Source organism: Bradyrhizobium sp. Leo78, from assembly GCF_059512425.1.
On sequence record NZ_JCAMOT010000004.1, the window covers coordinates 203,298 to 223,412 of the forward strand.

The 20,115-nt window shown below is 60.3% G+C and carries 22 protein-coding genes; 5 read left to right on the top strand and 17 right to left on the bottom strand.

The annotated features are described in order from the left end of the window. Window positions 1–21 precede the first annotated feature (21 nt). The 5 genes from AC5ZG1_RS07460 to AC5ZG1_RS07480 all read left to right on the top strand — a co-directional run bounded on the left by AC5ZG1_RS07460 (window position 22) and on the right by AC5ZG1_RS07480 (window position 5,541). Window positions 22–381, top strand: a complete 360-nt coding sequence (locus tag AC5ZG1_RS07460) for a hypothetical protein (RefSeq protein ID WP_028161597.1) — start codon at window positions 22–24, stop codon at window positions 379–381. Between the two features lie 216 nt (window positions 382–597). Further along, a complete protein-coding gene (locus AC5ZG1_RS07465; protein ID WP_456643801.1) occupies window positions 598–2,658 on the top strand; it encodes a DUF1217 domain-containing protein in 2,061 nt (686 codons plus the stop codon). A gap of 180 nt (window positions 2,659–2,838) precedes the next feature. Further along, entirely contained in the window at window positions 2,839–3,732 is an 894-nt protein-coding gene (locus AC5ZG1_RS07470) for a hypothetical protein (RefSeq protein WP_496132447.1), read from the top strand. A 750-nt stretch (window positions 3,733–4,482) separates the two neighbouring features. Next, window positions 4,483–4,683 carry a hypothetical protein gene (locus tag AC5ZG1_RS07475; protein WP_456643800.1) on the top strand — a complete coding sequence of 67 codons (201 nt, stop codon included), beginning with the start codon at window positions 4,483–4,485 and terminating at the stop codon, window positions 4,681–4,683. A 144-nt stretch (window positions 4,684–4,827) separates the two neighbouring features. Then, entirely contained in the window at window positions 4,828–5,541 is a 714-nt protein-coding gene (locus tag AC5ZG1_RS07480; protein WP_028161594.1) for a response regulator transcription factor, read from the top strand. Here the strand turns inward: AC5ZG1_RS07480 and AC5ZG1_RS07485 are convergent. The 17 genes from AC5ZG1_RS07485 to AC5ZG1_RS07565 form a co-directional block, all read right to left on the bottom strand. Further along, on the bottom strand, window positions 5,507–5,965 hold the full coding sequence (locus AC5ZG1_RS07485) for a hypothetical protein (RefSeq protein WP_496132448.1): 459 nt from the start codon (window positions 5,963–5,965) through the stop codon (window positions 5,507–5,509). The two genes, AC5ZG1_RS07480 and AC5ZG1_RS07485, sit on opposite strands and share 35 nt — an antisense overlap. Further along, window positions 5,956–6,453 carry a hypothetical protein gene (locus AC5ZG1_RS07490; protein WP_456643798.1) on the bottom strand — a complete coding sequence of 166 codons (498 nt, stop codon included), beginning with the start codon at window positions 6,451–6,453 and terminating at the stop codon, window positions 5,956–5,958. The genes AC5ZG1_RS07485 and AC5ZG1_RS07490 overlap by 10 nt, the downstream gene beginning before the upstream one ends. 23 nt (window positions 6,454–6,476) lie before the next feature. Further along, window positions 6,477–6,959: a rod-binding protein gene (locus tag AC5ZG1_RS07495; protein ID WP_463328125.1), complete on the bottom strand. Its 483-nt coding sequence runs from the start codon at window positions 6,957–6,959 to the stop codon at window positions 6,477–6,479. A 140-nt stretch (window positions 6,960–7,099) separates the two neighbouring features. Continuing rightward, window positions 7,100–7,522, bottom strand: a complete 423-nt coding sequence (locus AC5ZG1_RS07500) for a hypothetical protein (RefSeq protein ID WP_130223132.1) — start codon at window positions 7,520–7,522, stop codon at window positions 7,100–7,102. A gap of 7 nt (window positions 7,523–7,529) precedes the next feature. After that, window positions 7,530–8,279, bottom strand: coding sequence for a flagellar biosynthesis protein FliR (gene fliR, locus AC5ZG1_RS07505; protein ID WP_130223134.1), 750 nt, complete (start codon window positions 8,277–8,279; stop codon window positions 7,530–7,532). Continuing rightward, window positions 8,276–10,363, bottom strand: a complete 2,088-nt coding sequence (gene flhA, locus AC5ZG1_RS07510) for a flagellar biosynthesis protein FlhA (protein WP_496132449.1) — start codon at window positions 10,361–10,363, stop codon at window positions 8,276–8,278. The genes fliR and flhA overlap by 4 nt, the downstream gene beginning before the upstream one ends. A gap of 78 nt (window positions 10,364–10,441) precedes the next feature. Next, window positions 10,442–10,708 carry a flagellar biosynthesis protein FliQ gene (fliQ, locus tag AC5ZG1_RS07515; RefSeq protein WP_028161589.1) on the bottom strand — a complete coding sequence of 89 codons (267 nt, stop codon included), beginning with the start codon at window positions 10,706–10,708 and terminating at the stop codon, window positions 10,442–10,444. Window positions 10,709–10,711: 3 nt separating this feature from the next. Continuing rightward, window positions 10,712–11,122 (bottom strand): flagellar hook assembly protein FlgD, encoded by a 411-nt coding sequence (gene flgD, locus AC5ZG1_RS07520; protein WP_028161588.1) that lies wholly within the window; start codon window positions 11,120–11,122, stop codon window positions 10,712–10,714. Window positions 11,123–11,139: 17 nt separating this feature from the next. Next, the gene (flbT, locus tag AC5ZG1_RS07525) at window positions 11,140–11,550 is read right to left on the bottom strand and encodes a flagellar biosynthesis repressor FlbT (protein WP_496132512.1); all 411 of its coding nucleotides are present in this window, start codon (window positions 11,548–11,550) and stop codon (window positions 11,140–11,142) included. 8 nt (window positions 11,551–11,558) lie between these two features. Beyond that, a complete protein-coding gene (gene flaF, locus AC5ZG1_RS07530) occupies window positions 11,559–11,906 on the bottom strand; it encodes a flagellar biosynthesis regulator FlaF (RefSeq protein ID WP_496132450.1) in 348 nt (115 codons plus the stop codon). A 38-nt stretch (window positions 11,907–11,944) separates the two neighbouring features. Next, window positions 11,945–12,988 (bottom strand): flagellar hook-associated family protein, encoded by a 1,044-nt coding sequence (locus AC5ZG1_RS07535; protein WP_496132451.1) that lies wholly within the window; start codon window positions 12,986–12,988, stop codon window positions 11,945–11,947. A 4-nt stretch (window positions 12,989–12,992) separates the two neighbouring features. Beyond that, window positions 12,993–14,465 (bottom strand): flagellar hook-associated protein FlgK, encoded by a 1,473-nt coding sequence (gene flgK, locus AC5ZG1_RS07540; protein ID WP_496132452.1) that lies wholly within the window; start codon window positions 14,463–14,465, stop codon window positions 12,993–12,995. Between the two features lie 34 nt (window positions 14,466–14,499). Then, window positions 14,500–15,738: a flagellar hook protein FlgE gene (locus AC5ZG1_RS07545; RefSeq protein WP_130223146.1), complete on the bottom strand. Its 1,239-nt coding sequence runs from the start codon at window positions 15,736–15,738 to the stop codon at window positions 14,500–14,502. Window positions 15,739–15,816: 78 nt separating this feature from the next. Next, on the bottom strand, window positions 15,817–16,296 hold the full coding sequence (locus AC5ZG1_RS07550; RefSeq protein WP_130223148.1) for a transglycosylase SLT domain-containing protein: 480 nt from the start codon (window positions 16,294–16,296) through the stop codon (window positions 15,817–15,819). 43 nt (window positions 16,297–16,339) lie between these two features. Beyond that, on the bottom strand, window positions 16,340–17,566 hold the full coding sequence (gene fliK, locus AC5ZG1_RS07555) for a flagellar hook-length control protein FliK (RefSeq protein WP_496132453.1): 1,227 nt from the start codon (window positions 17,564–17,566) through the stop codon (window positions 16,340–16,342). Next, entirely contained in the window at window positions 17,563–18,750 is a 1,188-nt protein-coding gene (locus tag AC5ZG1_RS07560; RefSeq protein WP_496132454.1) for a chemotaxis protein, read from the bottom strand. The genes fliK and AC5ZG1_RS07560 overlap by 4 nt, the downstream gene beginning before the upstream one ends. After that, complete coding sequence (locus AC5ZG1_RS07565) at window positions 18,747–20,114, bottom strand: MotB family protein (RefSeq protein ID WP_496132455.1); 1,368 nt, start codon at window positions 20,112–20,114, stop codon at window positions 18,747–18,749. Before AC5ZG1_RS07565 ends, AC5ZG1_RS07560 begins: the two co-directional genes overlap by 4 nt. Window position 20,115 lies beyond the last annotated feature (1 nt).

Consider the following 20,115-nt stretch of genomic DNA (forward strand, 5'->3'; position numbering starts at 1 on the left):
GTAGCCTTAGGAGGCAATGTCATGAAACGGCTTCTGCTCGCAATCGCAATTGCCGGTATGGGCTCGCTCTTCGTTACCAACGCCGATGCGCGGTCTGCCTATGACGGCCCTTGGAGTCTCCTGTTCGTCACGCAATACGGTCCCTGTGATCCGACGTACAATTTCTCCGTCAACATCATCAACGGCATCGTCACTCACCCCAATCTGGTGAATTTCAGGGGACGCGTGGCTCCATCCGGCGCAGTCCGCGCTTCTGTGACCGTGCACGAGAAATATGCTTCCGGATCCGGCAGGCTCGTCGGTCCGTACGGTCGTGGAACCTGGAGCGGTCATTCCGGCAATGCGCGCTGCGCAGGCTATTGGACGGCCCAGCGCAACTGACCGGCCTGCGCAACACCGATACGGCCCTGCTCTGTCGGTGACGTCTGCGTCGGAACATGGCTTCGCGGAACATCAACGGCTCCGCCGGATGCCGCCTCAATCTCCCGGTGCGGAGGCTCGCCGATACTGGGCGAGCGCCTTGTTCCGGCAACTCTGCCAGCTTCACGCAAGGAAGATGGTCATTATATCAGGGAGCTTTCCAAAAAGGATGGATCGATGGTGTCGACGTACGCCAGCTACAATTCCGTCGTGCGCAACCTCCAGCAGTCCCTGACGCGGGTCGCGCAGCAGGCTGACGTGACACGAAGCGCCGCCTACTACAAGGAAAACATAGGCAAGATCAAAACCGTCGATGAGTTTCTGAAGAACGACCGGCTCTACCAGTATGCGATGGAGGCATATGGGCTGGAGGATATGATCTATGCAAAAGCCTTCATGAAAAAGGTGCTGGAGAGCAATCTCCTCGACGCGAACAGCTTCGCCAACAAACTGACCGACAAGCGTTTTCGTGATTTTGCGTCAGCATTTTCCTTCACAGGCTCCGATACGCCCGCTGCGCAATCGTCAAACCAGACTGACGAGATGATCGGCTTGTACACGGCATCGGTCCAAAAGCGGGTCGACGCAATCGACGAAGACACGAACTACTACAACATCGTGATCGGCCGCGTCAAAAACGTCGATGAGCTGCTGAATGACGACCGCCTTCGCACATATGTGTTCGAGGCGTTCGGCATCGACGACAGCAATTGGTCGCGCGACACGATACGAAAGGTCTTGAGCAGCGATCCATCCGATCCGAACAGTTATGTTACCACCGTTTGGGGTCCCCAGAAGGATGCGATCAATGCCAAGCTCGGTCAGGCGCAGGCGGTTGCCGCCGATGCCAATGCGAAAATTGCGCAGTATATGTCGCAGCTATCGCAACCTGGCGCCGATGTACCAGGCTTGAGAGCGAAGATTACGACCGAAACAAACCGGTTGGCGCAAAGCAGGGCAGACATATCGAGCTACCAGGACTCTCTCACCACAATCGGCCACTATTTCGATCTCGCTGGCGCGTTCGAGTTTTCGGCAGATGGAACGCTTGCTTCCGGCGAGTCCGCTCAGACCGACGCGAACCGGAAGAGCACCAACGATAAATTTGTCCTCACCAAGGGGGCCGAATACCTCGACGCGGAGGAAGAAAATGAAACCCTCGCGATCAAGCAGTTCAAGGCCAATATTTCCAATATAAAGTCAGTTCAACAGTTCATGTCCGCGCCGAACATCTATAACTTCGCGCTCAAGGCGGTCGGCCTCGACCCGGAAAAAGTCTCGCCGGTCACGATCAAGGCCGTGCTCACCAGCGATCTGAGCGACCCGACGAGCTATGCCTATACCCTCCGAGACGACCGATACATACAGCTCGCGCACGCTTTCAATTTTGACAGCAAGGGCAACCTGACAACGCCCCTGGTGGCGCAGAACTCGGTTGAAGTCACGCAGATCGTCAAGGACTACATCATCGCAAAAACGCGATTTGCGAGCGATACGGAAAAAGACAGCCTTCGCCAGAAGGCCGAGAAGGACGCCAAGTATTACCAGACCACGATCGCAGGCATCGAGAGCGTTTCCGAGTTGCTTTCGGACAGGAAGTTGGTCGATATCGTTCTTGTTGCAAACGGCCTGGATCCCGCGAAGGTCACCAACGACTATCTCAAGAAGATCTTCAATTCCGATCTGAGCGATCCCAAGAGCTTCGCAAACACCGCCAGCGACTCCCGCTTTGCCGAGATCGCGGCGTCGTTCAATTTCGACAAGGAAGGCAACATTGCCCGGATTCCGGCAATAGGGCCCCATAGGCGAGACCAGCTCCTGGAGACGCAGAACAACTATCTCCAGCAAACGTTGGAGGCGCAGCAGGGAGAGGCGAATGCCGGTGTTCGCCTGGCGCTGTATTTCGAACGAAAGTCCGCACAGATCACGTCCGCATACGATATCCTCGCCGACCGGGCTCTCGCGCAGGTGTTTCGAACCACCTACAATCTGCCGGATGCGATGGGGAGCATGGACATCGATCAGCAAGCAAAGATCGTCGAAAAGCACCTCAACCTGAAGGATCTCGCCGATCCGGAGAAACTTGCAGCGCTGCTGAAGCGGTTTACCGCGATGTACGATGTGATGAACAACAGCAGCCAGGTTACGTCACCTGCGCTCGCCATCCTGCAAGGGTCTGGCACTGGCATCAATCAGGACACGCTGCTGTCTATCGCGCTGCTCGGCAAGCAGCGTTGAACAGCCGCAGCCCCCGGCAACATGGGAGCTGCATTCCGGATGCGGACCTGACGGACCGCTGCGATCGCGGTAGATCCGCTGCTAACGCCAACATCACCTCCCGCTGGCCCGAGGGATCGTAGGTTTCACGCAAGGTTCGCTTGATATCCAGCATATCAGGATTTGTCCGCCGACAAAATCATGGCCGAACCAGCAACCAACGAGACCGCAGCCGAAGCGACGCCGACTGCCCCGCAGCCAACCGCCACTGATGCCGGCAAGAGCGGCGCATCGCCGCCGCGACCCGGCAATAAGGCGAAGGCCACCGCCTCTCGTCCGGCCGCAGCTACGGTTGACGAGCTGCTCGCCCAGGAGGCGCTCGCCACCATGAAGCGCACCCGCACAATGCCGCGGCCTGAGCCTGTCAGGCCCAAGGCGCGTACGCCGATCCCGGCCGCCACGCTCGTCGTCAAGAAGCCGCAGCCACGGACATGGATGGCGCCGTTCGTCACTCTTGCAGTGATCGTCGCGATCTCCTCTCTCATCTCGATAGGCGGCGTCGCCTACCTGGTCCTGCGGCCCATTGCGATTACCGCAGCATCGGATGCCGAGCTTCGCAACCTCCGTGAGGCGATGTCGCAACTGCGCCGCAACGTTGCGAGCCTATCAAGCGATGTCGCGGCGAACCGCACCGCATTCGACGCCGCAAACCGAGCCGCGAGCGACCGGTATGGCCGACTGGTCCAAAGCGTCGAGCGCGTCAAAAGAGATCAATCGATATCGGCCACCAAGGTCGAACGCATGGTCGAAGCAAAGCCGCAGGTTGCACGAACCGTAGCGGCAGCTTCATCCTCCGACGTCACTGGCACCATTCAGGCGCAGCCGCGGCAAACCACGGCCCGACGAGAGATCATCCCGGGTTGGCGCGTGCGGCGCGCTTATGAGGGCGTTGCCATACTTGAAGGACCAGCAGGTGTGATCGAGGTTACTCGGGGCCAGGAGGTGCCGAGCCTGGGTCGCATCGAGGAAATCAAAAACGAGAACGGTGGCTGGCAAGTATTGACCAGCAAGGGCATTGTTGCTTCCGCGCGTTGATGTTGCCACTGCACGACTGATCGTGTGATGCGGTCAATTCGCCAGATATGCACGCAAGCGTGCATTGTTCCATATGGCCCGATAGCATGCACCGCGGCGCCCCTATGACCGCTGGCGCGCATTGAGTTCCATGTGACCGCTAGCGCGCATTGTGGGCATGCCACGCACAGCAACGCGAGCACCACATGTTTCACTTTCCGCGGACTGCACTCGCGCCTCGATCTGCATGTCGGTCGTCAGATACGCGCCTGTTGATGCGACGCACGACGAATAGCAGCGCCTCTATCGAACCTATGCGACGTTTTGACGCTCACCAAAATCAGGGGTTCATCACATCGAGCGATGATCTCGCGTCGCGCCACACGATGATCTCGTGTTGGCGACACCACTTCAACTCCACGGCTACGAGTGATCGATGCTTATCGAAGCGTTTTCGCAGCGTTTTGACGCCGCGGAGATGCCAATTGATGAAAAGTCCGCCTAGCGCGCGCGGAACAAATAACCTCATCGAAACACAAATATGTTGCACGACGGTTTCATGACGACGATCGTCGCTCTTGGCAGAAAAATTCTCCTCCTTTGTTTCAACTTAGAGGAGCACATTGCCAAGTATTCCGAGCAAATGGGTTGAGTAAGCGTTTCAATAAAGCAACATCTACTCGCTGACGAGTTGTCTCGCAGTAGATGCCTAGTTCAATTGCTTGACGATCATACTCCACTTCGACGTAATGGACGTGATCCGATTCGACAGTGCGCGAGCTGATGTTCCTTCTTGATGTGACCTTCAACAACAAGACGCTGTTCGCTTCTCGCCGCAATTTCGATCGGTTGTATCGAGACCAGACTGCAATTGCACGAACAGTGCTGAGGAACCCAAAAAGATTGCCGGGCAGCATCACCACCACGGCAACGTTCCTCGTCGCCTCAAACGGCGGCATCACCCGCGCCTGATCAAGCTTTCGAGCAAACCAGACGCGCGTGCTTCGGTCTCAGTAACTTGTATCGGGTCAGTACCTGTTGTGTTGCGTAACCAAGCGGAGCGAGCACGCCTGCTCGACTCCACAACAACTATCTAGGGCAAACAGGGGCATCCACATGTTCATCGTCATCGATGATCGGGAGACCGTTACACGGGGCTATGCGGCTGGATTCGATCGCGAAGGCGTCGTTTCGATCGGCTTCTCATCGAAAGATTTTCGCGAATGGCTACAATCCGCCGTAGGCAATGACGTAATGGCAATCGGGGCGTTTATCCTGGGGGACTGCTCGGATCGAACGAGCATTCCCAAGAGCATCCGCAACAAGTCTCACGCGCCGATCATCGCCCTGAACAACCTGAAGCAGCTCCGGGACACGATCGAGCTGTTCGAAGCCGGCGTCGACGACGTCGTCCATATTCCGATCCATGTTCGCGAGATCCTGGTTCGCACGGCCGTCATCCGCCGACGAACCGTCGGTCAATCAGCCGAAACGCCAACCAGCCTGATCCGCGTTTTTCTTGACGGCCGGGATCCGGAAATCGGCGGCAGAACGCTGGCCCTGCCGCGTCGCGAGCTGCGCATTCTCGAGCATCTGGTCGCGCACCAGGGAAAGTGGCTGACAAAGACCCAGCTCTTCAATGCGACCTACGGTCTTTTCGACTCGAGCTTCGACGAAAACGTGATCGAGGGGCACGTGAGCAAGCTTCGCAAGAAGCTCCGCAACCATCTCGGCTACGATCCGATCGAGTCAAAGCGCTATATGGGATATCGGCTCGACGACTTGCGAAAGCGGTCTAACGACGAATTTGATCCTTCGAAACATAATTGAAGTCCTGAACGAGCACGTCCTGCAAGACGTCAGCCTGAAGGCGCTTGTTGACGTGCTCTCTGACCGTACGTGAAAAGTGGGCGAGATCGAATCGAGAAAGGTTCTTGAAGTCGAGATTCTCGTCGGAATAGATTTTCCGAAATGCCTCGTCCACGACGAAAGCTTCCGGCGGCACCGGAAGCTGACGAAGCACTGTTGAATCCGCCGTGAAGACGAACTGTGCAACGATGTAGCCCTGGACGCTGCCATCAGCGATCATCGGCACGTTGATCACCCTCGTCTTCTCGTAGGCGAGGCCGCCCGCGTAGTCCTGCTTGGCCGCAGGCGCGGCATGTCCTTCCTTCCAGTAAGACAGAGCCAGGCTTGCGCCGACGGTGACGATGCAGGCCCAGACGCCCGCCACGAGCAGCCTGACTATTTGCATCCGCCCGGCCCCATCAATGAGTATGTGCCATCCGATTCAACTTCCTGGATCGACTTCGCGATGATCGCTGAGACTTCGCGAACGGCATCGAGATGCATTTGTAGTGCGGCCTGATTTCTGACGAGGCTCGCCCGCAGGCGCGTCAGGTGCGCGACCACACGAGGGTCGAACTCGATCCCCTGTGTCACGCGCATGGCCCTCGTCAGTTCAAGCAGGCCACGATTCTTGCGCTGACTAAAGGAATCAAAATCGACTTGCGTCCGGTTCTCGAGTTTGTCCGTTTCCTCTTCAATGGTCGCCGTGAGCCGCTCGATCGCATTCAACGCGTTCGAGTTGGTTCCCAGCCATTGAGCCGCGATATCCTGCGCATCCGTCAGCTCGGGCAAGGCTTGTTGTGACAGCGCCGGCAGACCGCCTCCCTCGGAAACAATCGTCGCCTGTGCCTCGAGGATTTCAAGCGTTTGTTGCTGCTCGTCATTCTGATTCATCGTTGCGCTCATCTTGCTGCAAATTAGCCGTTACCAGTCGCGGAATTGGCAACGGAGCGCGATTTCGCGAGCTGCTTGGCAATTCCGATTCCTTCACCCTTGGCCATCTCATTGCTGATCTGTTCAGCCAGCATCGACCGCCAGATCGTGCCGGCGGTTCCCTTGCCGAAAATCTCGCTCGCGTTCTGCGGCAGCATCGACTCGACGAACGTTTGCAGGACGAACGCTTCGAACTTCCGAAAGACGCCGCGATCGGTATCTGCCTTCCTGATGATCGTGGCGTGCCCGCTGCCGTCGATCGCGGCGCCGCGCAAAGCGCTCGTGCCTTGCTCAGACACCGTGGGTCGTTCCAGCGCACCTGTCTCGATCTTCCGGTCCATCGCCGCGGCGAAGTCTTCGCCTGCGGACGAGGCGCGCTCAAGCTTGCCAGTGGCCATGCGCTGGGAGACCGGATCTGCGGCCTCCATCACATCCAGGATAAGATCCGGTACGGGGCTGACCGTCATGCTGTGCCTCTCCTTGATCATGATCCGATTAAAGGGAATCGGATCATGACCTCATCTCTTCGTTTGAGCATGATCCTCCCACGCAAACGCTTCGCGTTTGTCGCGAGGGACAACCGGTTTCCACTTTTCCGGATCATGCTCTAGCGATCCAAACTGGTTTCATTGGCCTGCATTTTCTCGGCCGGCCGTTTCGCCGCTGTTTCAGTTACTTCCTCAAGGACGCGCTGTTCCCGCTGTCGAAATGCCTGCCGCGCGACCGTTTCAGCCATTCGGAGCACCTGCTTCAGTTTGCGGGCTTCGGTCATCGCGTGCGAGGTGATACGCTCCTTCGCCTTGGCCACCACTCCTTGTTCAACGCTCGCGGTCCTCAGATTCTGACCCGCGTTTTGCGCCGCCAACGGCGTCACTCCGATCGCCTCGTTGAACCCCTCGATGATCCGACGCTGCCGCTCCTGCAGTTCCTGCTCCTTCGCCTGGCACTCTATGAGTTCCCATTGCGCGAGACGGTGCATCTTCGCCTGGACAGCGGCGATGCGACGGATTTTGCGATCTCTTGATTTCATGCGTCGATCAACCGGCCAGCCACGATGAAAATGCGATTGTGAACTGCAGCACGAGTTCGCGACTGGTCAGATAGACCAGCATGAGGCCGCCGAAGACCACGAAAGGCAGCGAAATAAAATAGACGGGAATGCTTGGCGTCAGCTTGTTGGCGAGCCCGAGCGCGAGGTTGACAATGACGCCGTAAACGATGAACGGGCTGGCCACCCTGAGTGCCAGGACGAACGCTTGTGAAAGATGATCGGTGAGCTCGGAGAGCCCGGTCTCGCCGCTGATGCCGACCGCCGGCGTCCAGATTCGATAGGAGTTAATGAGACCGCGGAGCAGCTCCCAATGTTGACCGGTCATGAAGAACAGGACGATCGCCGGCAATGTGATGAATGGCACGAGGGCCGGCATCTGTTGACCGTCTTCCAACGTTCCGGGTATTCCGCTGAGCCCAATCGCGGATGCGGCCATCGTCACCATTGTTTCCAGGGCGAAAAAGAACACCGCGGCGGTCAGGCCGATCAGGAGGCCGATCACCAACTCCGACATGATCGCACGGACGATGGCCGCCATCGCGGCTGTCTCCACGACAGGGCGTACGCTCGCCTCCAGCAAGGGCGCCAGCATCAGCGTGACGTTGATGGCCATGAACAGCCGGACCTGCACCGGAATGTTGGAACGCGAAAATCCCGGCGCGATCATCAAGCATGTGCCGACCCGGCAGAAGATCAGAAATGTGGCCAGCACGGAGCCTGATGCGCTCGCGATCAAGAAATTGCTCCGAGCGACTTCACCTCGACACCGCGCGCGATCTCGACGTGCGACAACACAGGCAGGGTCGGGAACACCCGCTCCGTGATCATGCGAACATATGGACGAACTTCCGGGGGCGCGACGAGCACGACGCTTTCGCCCTGCCCCATTGCCTTTCGAACCGCCGTCGTAACGTCCGCCGCGAACTGCTCGACCAGGCGAGGATCGGCGTCGAATTCCACGATCTCGCCCTTGGCATCGCGTTTGAGGCTTTGATGGAATGCGAGATCCCAGCGATTTCCGAGCCGCAGCACTTTGAGCACCCCGTTGTCGGCGAAGTCACCGCAGATCTGCTGCGCGATGCGCATGCGAACGTGCTCCGCGATAGGTTCGGCGCGGCGGATGAAAGGCGCGATTTCCGCAACGGCTTCGAGAATCAGATGCAGGTTCCTGATCGAGATGCGCTCGGCAAGCAGCAGCTTGAGGACCGCCTGCAGGCCCGAATAGGAAATTTGCGACGGACAGATATCCTCAATGAGCCGCTTGTACTCGGGGTCGAGCCGATCCAGCAGGGCCCGCATGTCCTTGTAGGAAAGAAGCTGCGCGAGATTGCCGCGGATGATTTCGCTCAAATGGGTGAGAAGGACGGAAATGTTGTCCGCAACCTTGAAGCCATCCCGTCTGACCTCTTCGAGGAACGTCTCGGGTATCCACATCGCCTTCATGCCGAAGGCCGGCTCCACCGTCTCGTCGCCCGGCACGTCCGGCTTGCGAACACCATCGAAGAGCACCAGAACCTCGCCGATGCGAAGCTCATGCTGCGCCACGATAGTGCCATGTATCTTGATGCGGTAGCTCTTCGGTCCGACGGACATGTCGTCCGTCAATTTGATCTCGGGAATCACAAACCCGTATTGGGTCGCAAAGCGGCGCCGTATCTTGCTGACACGATGCGAAAGTTCCCCGTGCGCATGCAGCATTTGAACCGCTAGCTGGCTGCCCACGCAGAGCTCGACGTCTGCCGTCTTCAGATATTCCTTGATCGATTCTTTCGAATCGGCCTGCGATCGTTCGCGCTCCTGCGCCGCAAACGCCTCCTCCTGCTGCCGTCTTGCCGCCTGCCGGCGGGGAAGCGCGTAGCTCATGAACGCCATCACGCCACCCAGGAATGCAAAAGGCAGCAGCGGCAGGCCCGGCAGCATTCCAAGAACGAACATCATGAGCGCGGCCACCGACTGCGCGCGCGGATATCCGCCGAGCTGCCTGAGCACCGTCTCTTCGGCCGACCCCCTCGTGCCGCCTTTCGAAACGAGCAGGCCTGCCGAAAGGGAAACGATAAGGGCCGGGATCTGCGAGACCAGACCGTCACCGACAGAAAGCTTCGTGAAAATATCTGCTGCCCGCGCCAGCGGGAGGCCATGGTGAACCACGCCGATGACGATGCCGCCGAATATGTTGATCGCGGTGATGATCAGCCCGGCGATGGCATCCCCGCGCACGAATTTCGAGGCGCCGTCCATTGCGCCGAAGAAGGCACTTTCCTCCTCCAGCTCCCTGCGCCGACGCTGCGCTTCCTTGTCGTCGATCAGCCCCGCGGACAGATCCGCATCGATCGCCATTTGCTTGCCCGGGATCGCATCGAGCGTGAAGCGCGCGCCGACCTCCGCGATACGCGTGGCGCCCTTGGTGATGACGACGAAATTGACCGTGACAAGAATAGCGAAGATGATCAGCCCGATGACAAAGTCGCCGCCCATCACGAACTTCGAGAAACCGGCCACCACATAACCGGCCGCGTGCTCTCCCTCGGCCCCGCGCGACAGGATCACCCGGGTCGTCGCCACGTTCAGCGCGAGGCGAAGAATGGTTGCAATCAGGAGCACCGTCGGGAAGGCCGAAAAATCCAGCGGGCGCTGAATCCACAGCGCCACCATCAGGATCAGCGCCGAAAGCGCGATCGAGAAGGCGAGACCGACATCGATCAGGACCGATGGAACCGGCAGGACCAGCATCGTCAGGATGGCGACGATGCCGACCGCAAAAGCAACGTCGGCACCTATCCGACGCTCGCTCGGCAGAGCTGGGCTTAGTGCTTGGGCCATGGAGATTCCTGGGACACCATCATATCGGCACCTTGCAGCGCCTAGCTTGCGCGAAGGTGTTGGCCGCAGCGTCCCGCTTCAGAATCCGTGCTCGATCCGCGAGTAGAGCAGTTCGGTAAAGGCATAAATGTGCGCGCCGATGAACGAGCCGGAGACGGCGACCACGATCAGCATGACCACCATCTTGGGGATAAAGGTCAACGTCATCTCTTGCACCTGGGTCAGTGCCTGCAGCAGAGCAATCAGGATACCGACGATCATCGCGGCCCCGACCGCGGGGCCAGAGACCACGATGATGGTCCAGATCGCCTGCTGGACGATGTCGAGAGCGTCGCGTTCGTTCATCGCTTAGCTGATCGTCAGGCCCGGCCCAAGCTGCACGTCGACACCGTTCTCGAGTGTCGCGACGGCTCCGCCCTGGATGATTCGCACAGACATGATCTTGCCTTTGATAGCCTCGCCTTCGGAGCTGGTGAATGACACCGTGCGTCCGACCAGGCTTTCGGCCTGGGCCAATGCGCTGGAGGAAAGCAGCGTGTCGAGCTTGGCATTCGTCTGTATCGCCTGTTCGGTGGCGGATAGCTGCGCCAACTGACCCACGTACTGCGACGTGTCCGTCGGACTGGTCGGGTCCTGGTTCTTCAACTGCGCGACCAGTAGCTGCAAGAACTGATTGTAATCCACCGTCGCCGGCGCGGACGAAGATTCCGATTTCTTGTTCGCCGCCGAGTTTGCAGAACCCACGCCGTCAACGTTCATATCGTCCTCCTGATGTCTTACGCGACTTCGACGGGCCGTGGCAGGTCGCCGCCAGCCAGGATCAGCTGTTCGATCTCGAACAGAGCGCGAATCCTGCGCAAAGCCTCATAGTATCGTTTCGATTCGACCAGCTTCTCGATCTGCTGCAGGCCGTCCAGGATCTCTGTGTTTTCGGTGGCTGCGAGCAGCCCGGACCGCTGCAGCCGATAGACCGCTTTCGCCTCTTCGACGTCGTGCGGGCTCATGAGCATGAGCTGGACGACGAAATAGAGCTGGCGCAACGGTGTCGTCGCGTCCGTGACCTGCATGACCTGGCTCTCGAGCAGAAAAGTCACGTCATTGATCAGTTCAAGGGTCACCTTGCGATCGACCCTCAACACCGCGCCATTGATATAGATCCGCTCGCCGCCGCGCAGCGAAATACAGATCGGCTTCTTCATGCGAGCGCGTCTCGAATAATGACGTTGATCTCGACAAGCTCCGCGACGTCGCAGGATTCTTCCTGCCGAATTCTATCTGCTTCCCTGATGATCCACAGGCCGATCGAGATAAGCTCGGCGCGCAACTTTTCCGGAAGCCCATTGCGGGCGTTCGAAAGGTCCTCCACGAAGAACGCCCAGAGCCTTCGAATGAACAACAGCGCCTCGGCATCCTCCGGGGGTGCAAGATCGCCGCCTTGCAGACGCCTCAGCAGATCGATCCCGTGGCTCAGGGCCCGTTGTTCGCGGGAGCGCGCCTCACGCCCAGAGTCCTCGATTACCGCGTCGTAACTGGATAATGTCATCTAACTCGCAGCCGGCTGGTTACTGACGGGATCGCAGATCAGAGATAGTTGAGGATGCTGAGCTGCTGAATGCGAGACGTGAGCGCCAGCGACATGTCCAACTGGTTTTTCAGGTTCGTGACGCGAACAGATGCCTCAGCCGTATCGACCTCCTCCATCGCCGTGACCTGCTTGGTGATCAGATCGGTCTGGATCTTCAGGCGGCTCGTGGCGTTGGTCGTCTGCTCCTGGGCAGTTCCCAGTTTGGCGCCGACACCGGCCAGGTCGTTGATCGCAGCACCGATAATTTCGGTCGCCTTGTCGATCACCACCTGGAACGCGTTCTGGTTGAGGTTCTGCGTGCCGAGGTCGCTCAGCATCGTATAGGCCATCGCCAGCTTGCGAAATGCGGGCTCGTTGGCGCTGGCTGACGAGTCGATGGTTTCGGTCGTCGAGATGCGGCTCCGCATCACCTGATCGGAAGCGGACGACCAGTTTGCCCCCCAGGCCGGATCGTCGAACTGCGCCTTGAACGTGGTATCCAGGAAGTTCTGCATCGCTGCGGCGCTGATGCTCGAGACCGCCGGATCGCTTTGCGTGAAACCGAAATTTGCCAGGAACGCGGCATCGACGGCATTCTTGTTGGTCGAGCCGGCCGCGTAGCCGGTGATCGGTTGCACGCCGGTATTGATGCCGCCGAACAGATATTGGCCATCCGTTGTGACATTCAACGCCCCTATCAGGGCGTCGAGGTTGGCGCGCGACGGCGTCAGGATGACGTTGCCGCCATTGGCAGAATTGCGCGCTGCAAACAGGTCCTTCTGGAAGGATTGCGCGGTGCTGATCAACTCGCCCACTCGCTGCTGCGATATGTCGAGCCGTCCGGCGACAAGAGCGTTGGTGTCCACCAGCTTGTCGAGATCGAGCAACTCTGCCCTGAGCGTCACATCAAGACCGGTGAGAGCGCCGAGCTCGCGGCCGACATCGGCGAATCGACCGGTCGTCGCCTCTTTTGTCGCTTGTGCGATTGCGGTCTGGCTCTTCATGGCCGCGATGCGCAACGTGGTCGAGATCGAGTTGGAGGAAATGAACGTCGTAGCCATACCGTTACCTCACCGCCGCGAGAAGGTCTTTCAACATCTCGTCGATCGTCGCGATCAGCTTCGACGACGCAGAAAATGTCCGCTCGACCTGCAACATGAACGACATTTCGTCGTCCATATTGACGCCGCTGACGTTGGACAGCGCTTCCGCGCTGCGCTCAAGCAGCGTTTGACTGTAGGTCGCTTCATCGTTCGTGCTCTTGCGCTGGGCTTCCAGCCAACTCACCGACGAGCCGGCGAAGTCGATCAAGCTCGCATTCGGCTTCCCGAGAGCCGCCGGATTAAACGGACGGTTTGCCGCGATCCCGTCCACAAGCTGCTGCACCCGAGTCGAGAAACCGGCGGCGCCGCTCGTGTTGTAGCGATAAGCCACGTTGCCAGAGATCGCACCGTCCCTCAGCAGCAGCGGATTGCCGCCGGCGCCCTGATCGACCGACGGGTTGACGAAGATGGTGCCAGCAAGCCCCGAGGATATCACACCCGCCGGCGGTATGGCCGGCGCGCCCGGATAGGTGAAAAGGCCGGGCACGTCGGGCAGTGCCGCTGCGGTCTGGTCGCTCTCCCTGAACGTCTCGATCAGGCCGCGCGCGATTTCGTCGAGCTGGTTTTGATAGGTGACCGTGGAATCGTCGCGGAGCGTAGCAAGGCCCGCGAGCTTTCCGCCATGGACCGGCATCACGGCAGACGCGCCGGTGACGGGCACGCCGTCAATATAGACCGCATTTCCGGTGGTGCCGGCGGTGTAAGCATTGGTCGGGGCAAGCGTGACCGATCGCGCCTTGGTCTCGAACAGCGTAACGCCCGAATCCGTGTAGATGACCATATCGTTGTTGGCACGGGTCGCGACCGTTATGCCGACCTCTTGCGAGAGCTTGGACAGGATGTTGTCCCGCATATCGAGGTAGTCTGTGACATCGCTTCCGGTGATGGTCCCCTTGACGATCGATGTATTGACCGTCTCGAACTGGGCCAGCAGCTGGTTGATGGTCGAGACCGATGTCACCATGTCGGCATCGGCATCGGCGCGCACCGACTGAACCGTCTTCGTCGCGTCATTGAGTGCCGAGGCGACGCCCTTGGCCGCCGTTACCGCCGCTTGCGCGAGCGTGATATTGTCCGGCGCCGTCGCATATTGCTGCAGGGCGCTCTTCAGCTTGGCAAGTTGAGCGGCCGGCGACTGGTCCTGCTGCGGGTCGTCAACTGTTGTCGCCGCGATCTTCTGCAGGCCGTTATAGATCGAATCCTGCTTGGCGGTGGAAGAGGCCGCCTTCAGCACATTGTAGAACAGCCCCTGACTGGTGGCGCGCTGGATGCCGGCAACATAGACCCCGTTTCCCGGCAGCGACGCGACCAGCACATTCTTTCGCGAATAGCCGTCCTGCATGGAACCGGCGATATTGCGCGATATCACGGAAGCCTGCGCGCTGGTCGTCATGAGCGACGTGCGCGCCGAGCTGAGTGCGACCGTGAGTGACATGAGACCCCCCGTCCCGATGATACGCTGACGCCGCTTAGCGCTTCAGATTGACCAGCACGTCGAGCAGATCGGCACCGGTCTGGAAGACCTTTGAGTTGGCGGTATAGCCGCGCTGCGACTCGATCATCGATGTCAGCTCGGCCGCAAGATCGACGTTGGACTGCTCGAGCGCCTCCGACTTGACGGTGCCCAGGCCGCTCCGCCCGGCGAAGTCGAGTTGCACGTTGCCGGAGTCGATCCCGACGGAGTAGACGTTGCCGGCCTCCGGCATGAGATTGTCCGGGCTCGGCACCGTCGCAAGCGGAATCTTATAGGTGGCGAGCCGCGTCCCGTCGGTATAGATCGAATACAGTGTGCCGTCGGTATCGACTTCCACCTTGTCGATCGAGCTCGGAGCGTTGCCGTTGACGCTCGGCTTGAAGGCGAACTCCTTGGCGACCTGCGTCATCGCCGAAAGATCGAGCGTGAACGGCGAGCCGCCCGGGATTGTAAACGTGAGAGTGGTGGGGCTGGCCGCATCCAGCTTGCCTTTTCCGGTCGCGCTGACGTCGAAGGTAAACGTATCGGAATCCAGCGGCCCGCTTGAATAGGGGAAACCGCCGGCCGTCGATGCAGCATTGTCGTACACCTGCACGTCCCAGGTGTTGGCCGCCGTCTTGAACATGTAGACGTCGAGGGTCACCTTGTTCCCGATATTGTCGTAGGTGACGATCGAGGTCTTGGACGTATAGGCGGGCGGACCCGCGGTAGTGGCTGCGTTGGCGTCGAGATTGGCACTCTCCAGTGTCGCCCTCGTCGAAGGATTACCCTGAAGCGACCTTTGCGCGATGTTGACGACGTCCAGGCCGGTCAGACCATTGGCGACAACGTTGGGCGGACCGTTCTTGACGTTATAGCCCATCAAATAGAAGCCCGCCGCGTTGACCAGATTGCCTTCGCCATCCGGCACGAAGGAACCAGCGCGGGTCAGGAACGGCGTGCCCCCAGCGTCGGTCACGACAAAGAATCCGTTGCCCTGGATCATCATATCCGTGGCTGATGTCGTGTACTGCGGAGCTCCGGGATCGGAGATGGCATAGCGGACATTCGTCTCGACGCTGCCGGAATTGTAGTTGCCGGACCCGCTCCTCAGAATGAGCGAAGAGAATTCGGTGGCGGCACGCTTGTAGCCTGTGGTGTTGACGTTCGCGATGTTGTCGGCAACCGTCGACAGCTTGTTGGACTGCGCATTCATGCCGGAGCCACCGGTGCGCATAACACCATACAGACTCATCAATCATCTCCATTCTGAGTGAATGCCATTAAAGGCGGTCTTGCTTGTGTGAGGCTGTCTGCAGCGCATTCCTCTAGCTCAGGTCGTGCGCTCGCCGCAGTATGCGCGCGCGCCGGTCGTCCACGCTCCAAAGCCGCTCGCCACCAGGCTTCCGATCACGCTGCAAATGTAGCGCCGTTGCGCGACCGTATTGTTTGGACCTGCGTTGTAGCGGGCGACCGCCATGGTCCAGCTCCCCTCCCGCGCGCGCAATTCCTTGAGAAAGCGCGCCGCATAGTCGACGTTCTTCACCGGATCGAACATCGCCTCGACGCTGGCGAACTCGCGCCCGTGATAGTGATGGTTGATCTGCATGCAACCGAGATCGACCAGCTTGGCGCCCTTGCTCTTGGCCTCGCGGAACTGGGCAACGGCATCCCGGAGGTCGCTGGCCATGGCTGTCCTGCCGTCGATATTGAGCGCGTAAGGGTGCAGGACGCCTTTGCGTCCCGTCTCGCTCAGGCCCACTGCATACAATACCCCGAGCGGCACGCCGTGAGCACGTGCCGCACGCGCCATCTCACGCTCGCAGAGCCCGTCGGCACGTGCGAGGGTGGACAGGCTACAGATAGACAGCACCGCCATTGCGATCGACCGCAACCTCTTCATCCTGGCGACGCTCGGTTGGCGTGATGAACTGGTCATGGCCCTGCTGCCTGTTGTGACGCGTCCCGGCTTGCGCATCGCTCGACTGACGCTCCGAGGCGCCGTTGTTGAACTGCGATCCGCCCTGGGGCTGCTGCTGCGACGATTGCTGGTCCGATTGCGCGTGCGATTGGCCGCCGCTCGACGTCGGATGGCGCGCACTGCTATGGTCAATCGAGGCAATTTCGAACGTATAGCCGGCGGACCGCATCGCATCCGTCAGAACGCCGCGATCCTTGCGCAGCAGCTCCGTTGTCTCTGGCTGATCCGCCAGCAGCCTGACCTCGACGGCATCGCCGGCCAGGCGCATCCTCACCGTCACCGTACCCATGCTGGGCGGATCGAGCTGCAGCGTCAGCATCCTGATCGGCGCATCCGGCCCCCGACGCATGTCCGGAGGTGTGAAATCGGGCGCAGTCGTGGGGGCTGGGGCCTGCGCCGTTGCCAGATCAGGAGCGATGCGATCGACGATCTTCTGCAGTAGCGTCGGCTGGCCGACGGGCTGGAAATGCGTCTCCTGTTCGCGCACCGCGACCTTCACTGTCGGCAGGGTCCGCGTCTCAATTGCACTGACCGATGATGCAAAGCGCTGCTCGGGGACATCGACCTTCGGAGATTTTGGCTCACCCGGCCTGAGCAGGTCCGCTTGGTGCTCGACCCGGGCTTGCGAGCGGGCTGGGAGCGCAGCATCGCCATCATCCCGCGGAGAGAGTGGCTGATCGAGCCTGGAAATCATGGAACTGAGTGCGGCCTCGGGCGTGCGCCATTCCGGAGCAAGCGCGGTGATTTCTCCGCCCGGTTGGTGCGAGGACGTCTCACGCGGCTGCTGGCGGGTCCGATCCTTGGGCCGACCGGCAACATGGTCCAGCACTTCAGCGAGGGGATTGGACGGCTCAGGATCCTGCGCCGGCTCCATATCGACACTCTTGGCGTCGAGCTGCGGCTTGATATCGAGCGGCTTTTGCTTCGCTCCCTGCGCGATCACTCGGAGCTGCTCACGGAAATGCCCGGCGTCACCCTTGCTGTCCTCGGCCTTCCCCTTGTGGTCCTTGGCGAGCATCGCGTTCTGGGGAGTGAGGCGCGAAGCCGCCTTGCCACCGGTGAGCTGGCGGATCATTGCCATCAAAGGGTCGGTCTTGTTCATCGAGCTCGCTCCTTCAATTGCTCTTTCGATTCGTCGAGAAGGACTTGCGCCCGATTGACGGCCGCAAGCGAGCGGCCGAAGTCGATCCGCGGGCGCATCGACGTCTGCGCCTCGCCTGGCTGGTCCTGTTGTGCCGGCGCTGCGGGGAGCGCCTTTTTGACATTGCGTCCAACCGCGAGCACTGCCTTCAGCAACTCGGCATCTCGTTCGGGAAGCCGGCCAACCTCGATCTTCTGCAGATCCAAAAGCGCTTGGTCATGCGCGTTTGTCACCACGCGCGCGGCCGCGCGATAAAAGCGCGCACGCTCGCGCTCGGAACTCCCCTCGTCCGTAAGCCCCAGCACGCGCTCTGCCGCCAAATCCGCCATTTCGATTTTGCCGCGCACCAGCGCGGTGCGCGCGATCAGCAGATACAAGGCGCGCTGACCGGCGTCGTCGAGTTGATCGAGCAAGGCGACGAGCCGGGGAAACCGATCCGATTGCTGCACGAAGCTGAAGCGCGCGACGGCGACTGCGAGGCGTTGTCGAAAATTCCCCGCATAGATCGAATGCCGGAAACGTCGGAAATATCTCTGAGCCAGCGCTTCGAACTTGTCGAAATCGTCAACTTGGCCGGCGACGAAGATCTCGCGGCGCAGCGCGGCCTCCTCGACCAGCGTTCCAGGCATCAGCAGTCTCGCGTCATCGAGCCGTTCGATCGCGGCTTTCGGGTCGGCCTGCGCCACGAGCGCGGACTGCACCAGCGCAATTTCGGCCGCGATGGTCGGCGGCAAGTCGCGCGCATGTATGTTCCCAAGCCGTGCCTTGGCGTCCTCCGCCCGACCTTCCACATAGGCGATCGCGCCATCCAGGATCGCCTCATCGAGAACGAGCAGTTTCCGGGAACGCAGCCCATCGACCACCTGGGGCGATCCTCCGCTCAGCAGGAAGGTCACCACGGCGCGCGAGTTTCTCGGCTCCTTCCAGACGGACGGATCAACTTTCTGAAACTCCTCGCCCAGTCGCTTGAGCAGGGCCGGCTGCGCATTATGCGCCTCCAGGCTTCCGCGCGCGATGTCATCCTGCAAAGCGTGGAGCGTCCGGATCAGCTGATAGGGTTCGCGCGGCGGCGCTTCAGCCTCTTCCGCTCGGGCTGCGCCGACCAGAACGACCAGCGCGACGGCGATGGTTCCCATGCGGTTCATGGCAAAGGAGCGCGAATCAAGAGCTCGATGCGCCGGTTCTCGGCGGCCGACGGATCGTTCAGATTTTTCGGCCGGCGATCGGCAAAACCTTCGATATGGTCGACGCGCCGGGCATCGAGTCCGCCGCGTATCAGCATGTGATAAGCCATGTGAGCGCGCGCGGTCGACAATCTCCAATTATCGTATTCCGACGATCGATAGGGGCGGTTATCGGTATGGCCGCGTACAATCACCGGACCCTGGCTTTGCGATATCAAGGGCGTGATCTTGTCGAGGGCCCGCACGAGGCCGGCGGTTGGTTCGGCCGAGCCGGTGGCGAACATGCCGTAATTGACATCGTCGGTGAGGCTGATGAGGAGGCCCTCATTGCTCTCGCGGACCTCGGCAACAGGACGCGCCGATCCGAGCGGCGCAAGAGCGGCGGAGATGGCAGCCTGCAATTTGGCCGCCTCGCTCTGCACAGACTTGCTTTCGGCTTGCGGAGTGGCTGAGCCTTTATCTCCTGGAGGAGCGGTCGCGCCCTTGTCTCCTGCGGGCGAAGTCGAGCCCTTCTCTCCTTGCGCCCGCGATGAGCGATTGGCGGCCGGATCGTTCATGGAGTCATCGTCGGCGAACAGGCCAATGGCCTTTGCCATATCCTGTTTTTCGGTCGGCGCCGGGGATCCCTTGGCTGAATCCGATCCCTGAATGGGAGCCGCTGTGGCGTCCGGCTTTCCTTCCGACGGGCGCGGACCTTTTCCTTCACTGAGCGCCGTGGTGTCACTGTCGAACGGCAGATTGCCAAGCTCCTTGCTGCCTGACCCCTTCTTTTCCAGCGGCGCCGACGACCCCATGGGCCAGTAGACAGGATCAAACGGGTCTTTGAACGCCTCGCCGCCCTTCCACCCCTCTTTGCGGGTCGAATCCAGCGCAGTGCCCAGTTCCGCGATCCGCGGCGGGCCGCCGGCAATTTCCGACAGCACCGCGTAAGGATCGCGGAACAGCGCCGCTTCACCAGAACGCGGCGGCGACGCCTGCTGCGCCTGCTCCTGGCGCTGCGAATATTGCGTCGACTTGCCCGGCTCGGGTTTCGGCCGCAGGCTGTCTTCCTCCTCGGCCTTGCCGGGATCGACGCGCCGGGCATCGTTGATACCCTTGCGGTCAGGGGTCGAGTCCGTCAGCTTGATCGGATTGAAGTAGTTGGCGACGCTTTCGCGCGTTTCCTGGTTGGTGGCGCTGATGAGCCACATCACCAGGAAGAACGCCATCATCGCCGTCATGAAATCGGCATAGGCGATTTTCCAGACACTGCTGTGCGATTCTTCGCCGTCGAGACTGCCCCGGCGTCGAACGATGATCAGCTCTGCCCTCTCTTGGTCGGCCATG

Coding starts and splice junctions, on each gene's coding strand:
- AC5ZG1_RS07460 (WP_028161597.1), top strand. CDS start 22: ATGAAACGGCTTCTGCTCGCAATCGCAATTGCCGGTATGGGCTCGCTC.
- AC5ZG1_RS07465 (WP_456643801.1), top strand. CDS start 598: ATGGTGTCGACGTACGCCAGCTACAATTCCGTCGTGCGCAACCTCCAG.
- AC5ZG1_RS07470 (WP_496132447.1), top strand. CDS start 2,839: ATGGCCGAACCAGCAACCAACGAGACCGCAGCCGAAGCGACGCCGACT.
- AC5ZG1_RS07480 (WP_028161594.1), top strand. CDS start 4,828: ATGTTCATCGTCATCGATGATCGGGAGACCGTTACACGGGGCTATGCG.
- AC5ZG1_RS07485 (WP_496132448.1), bottom strand. CDS start 5,965: ATGCAAATAGTCAGGCTGCTCGTGGCGGGCGTCTGGGCCTGCATCGTC.
- AC5ZG1_RS07490 (WP_456643798.1), bottom strand. CDS start 6,453: ATGAATCAGAATGACGAGCAGCAACAAACGCTTGAAATCCTCGAGGCA.
- AC5ZG1_RS07495 (WP_463328125.1), bottom strand. CDS start 6,959: ATGACGGTCAGCCCCGTACCGGATCTTATCCTGGATGTGATGGAGGCC.
- AC5ZG1_RS07500 (WP_130223132.1), bottom strand. CDS start 7,522: ATGAAATCAAGAGATCGCAAAATCCGTCGCATCGCCGCTGTCCAGGCG.
- flhA (WP_496132449.1), bottom strand. CDS start 10,363: ATGGCCCAAGCACTAAGCCCAGCTCTGCCGAGCGAGCGTCGGATAGGT.
- fliQ (WP_028161589.1), bottom strand. CDS start 10,708: ATGAACGAACGCGACGCTCTCGACATCGTCCAGCAGGCGATCTGGACC.
- flgD (WP_028161588.1), bottom strand. CDS start 11,122: ATGAACGTTGACGGCGTGGGTTCTGCAAACTCGGCGGCGAACAAGAAA.
- flaF (WP_496132450.1), bottom strand. CDS start 11,906: ATGACATTATCCAGTTACGACGCGGTAATCGAGGACTCTGGGCGTGAG.
- AC5ZG1_RS07535 (WP_496132451.1), bottom strand. CDS start 12,988: ATGGCTACGACGTTCATTTCCTCCAACTCGATCTCGACCACGTTGCGC.
- flgK (WP_496132452.1), bottom strand. CDS start 14,465: ATGTCACTCACGGTCGCACTCAGCTCGGCGCGCACGTCGCTCATGACG.
- AC5ZG1_RS07545 (WP_130223146.1), bottom strand. CDS start 15,738: ATGAGTCTGTATGGTGTTATGCGCACCGGTGGCTCCGGCATGAATGCG.
- AC5ZG1_RS07550 (WP_130223148.1), bottom strand. CDS start 16,296: ATGGCGCGTGCGGCACGTGCTCACGGCGTGCCGCTCGGGGTATTGTAT.
- fliK (WP_496132453.1), bottom strand. CDS start 17,566: ATGAACAAGACCGACCCTTTGATGGCAATGATCCGCCAGCTCACCGGT.
- AC5ZG1_RS07560 (WP_496132454.1), bottom strand. CDS start 18,750: ATGAACCGCATGGGAACCATCGCCGTCGCGCTGGTCGTTCTGGTCGGC.
- AC5ZG1_RS07565 (WP_496132455.1), bottom strand. CDS start 20,114: ATGGCCGACCAAGAGAGGGCAGAGCTGATCATCGTTCGACGCCGGGGC.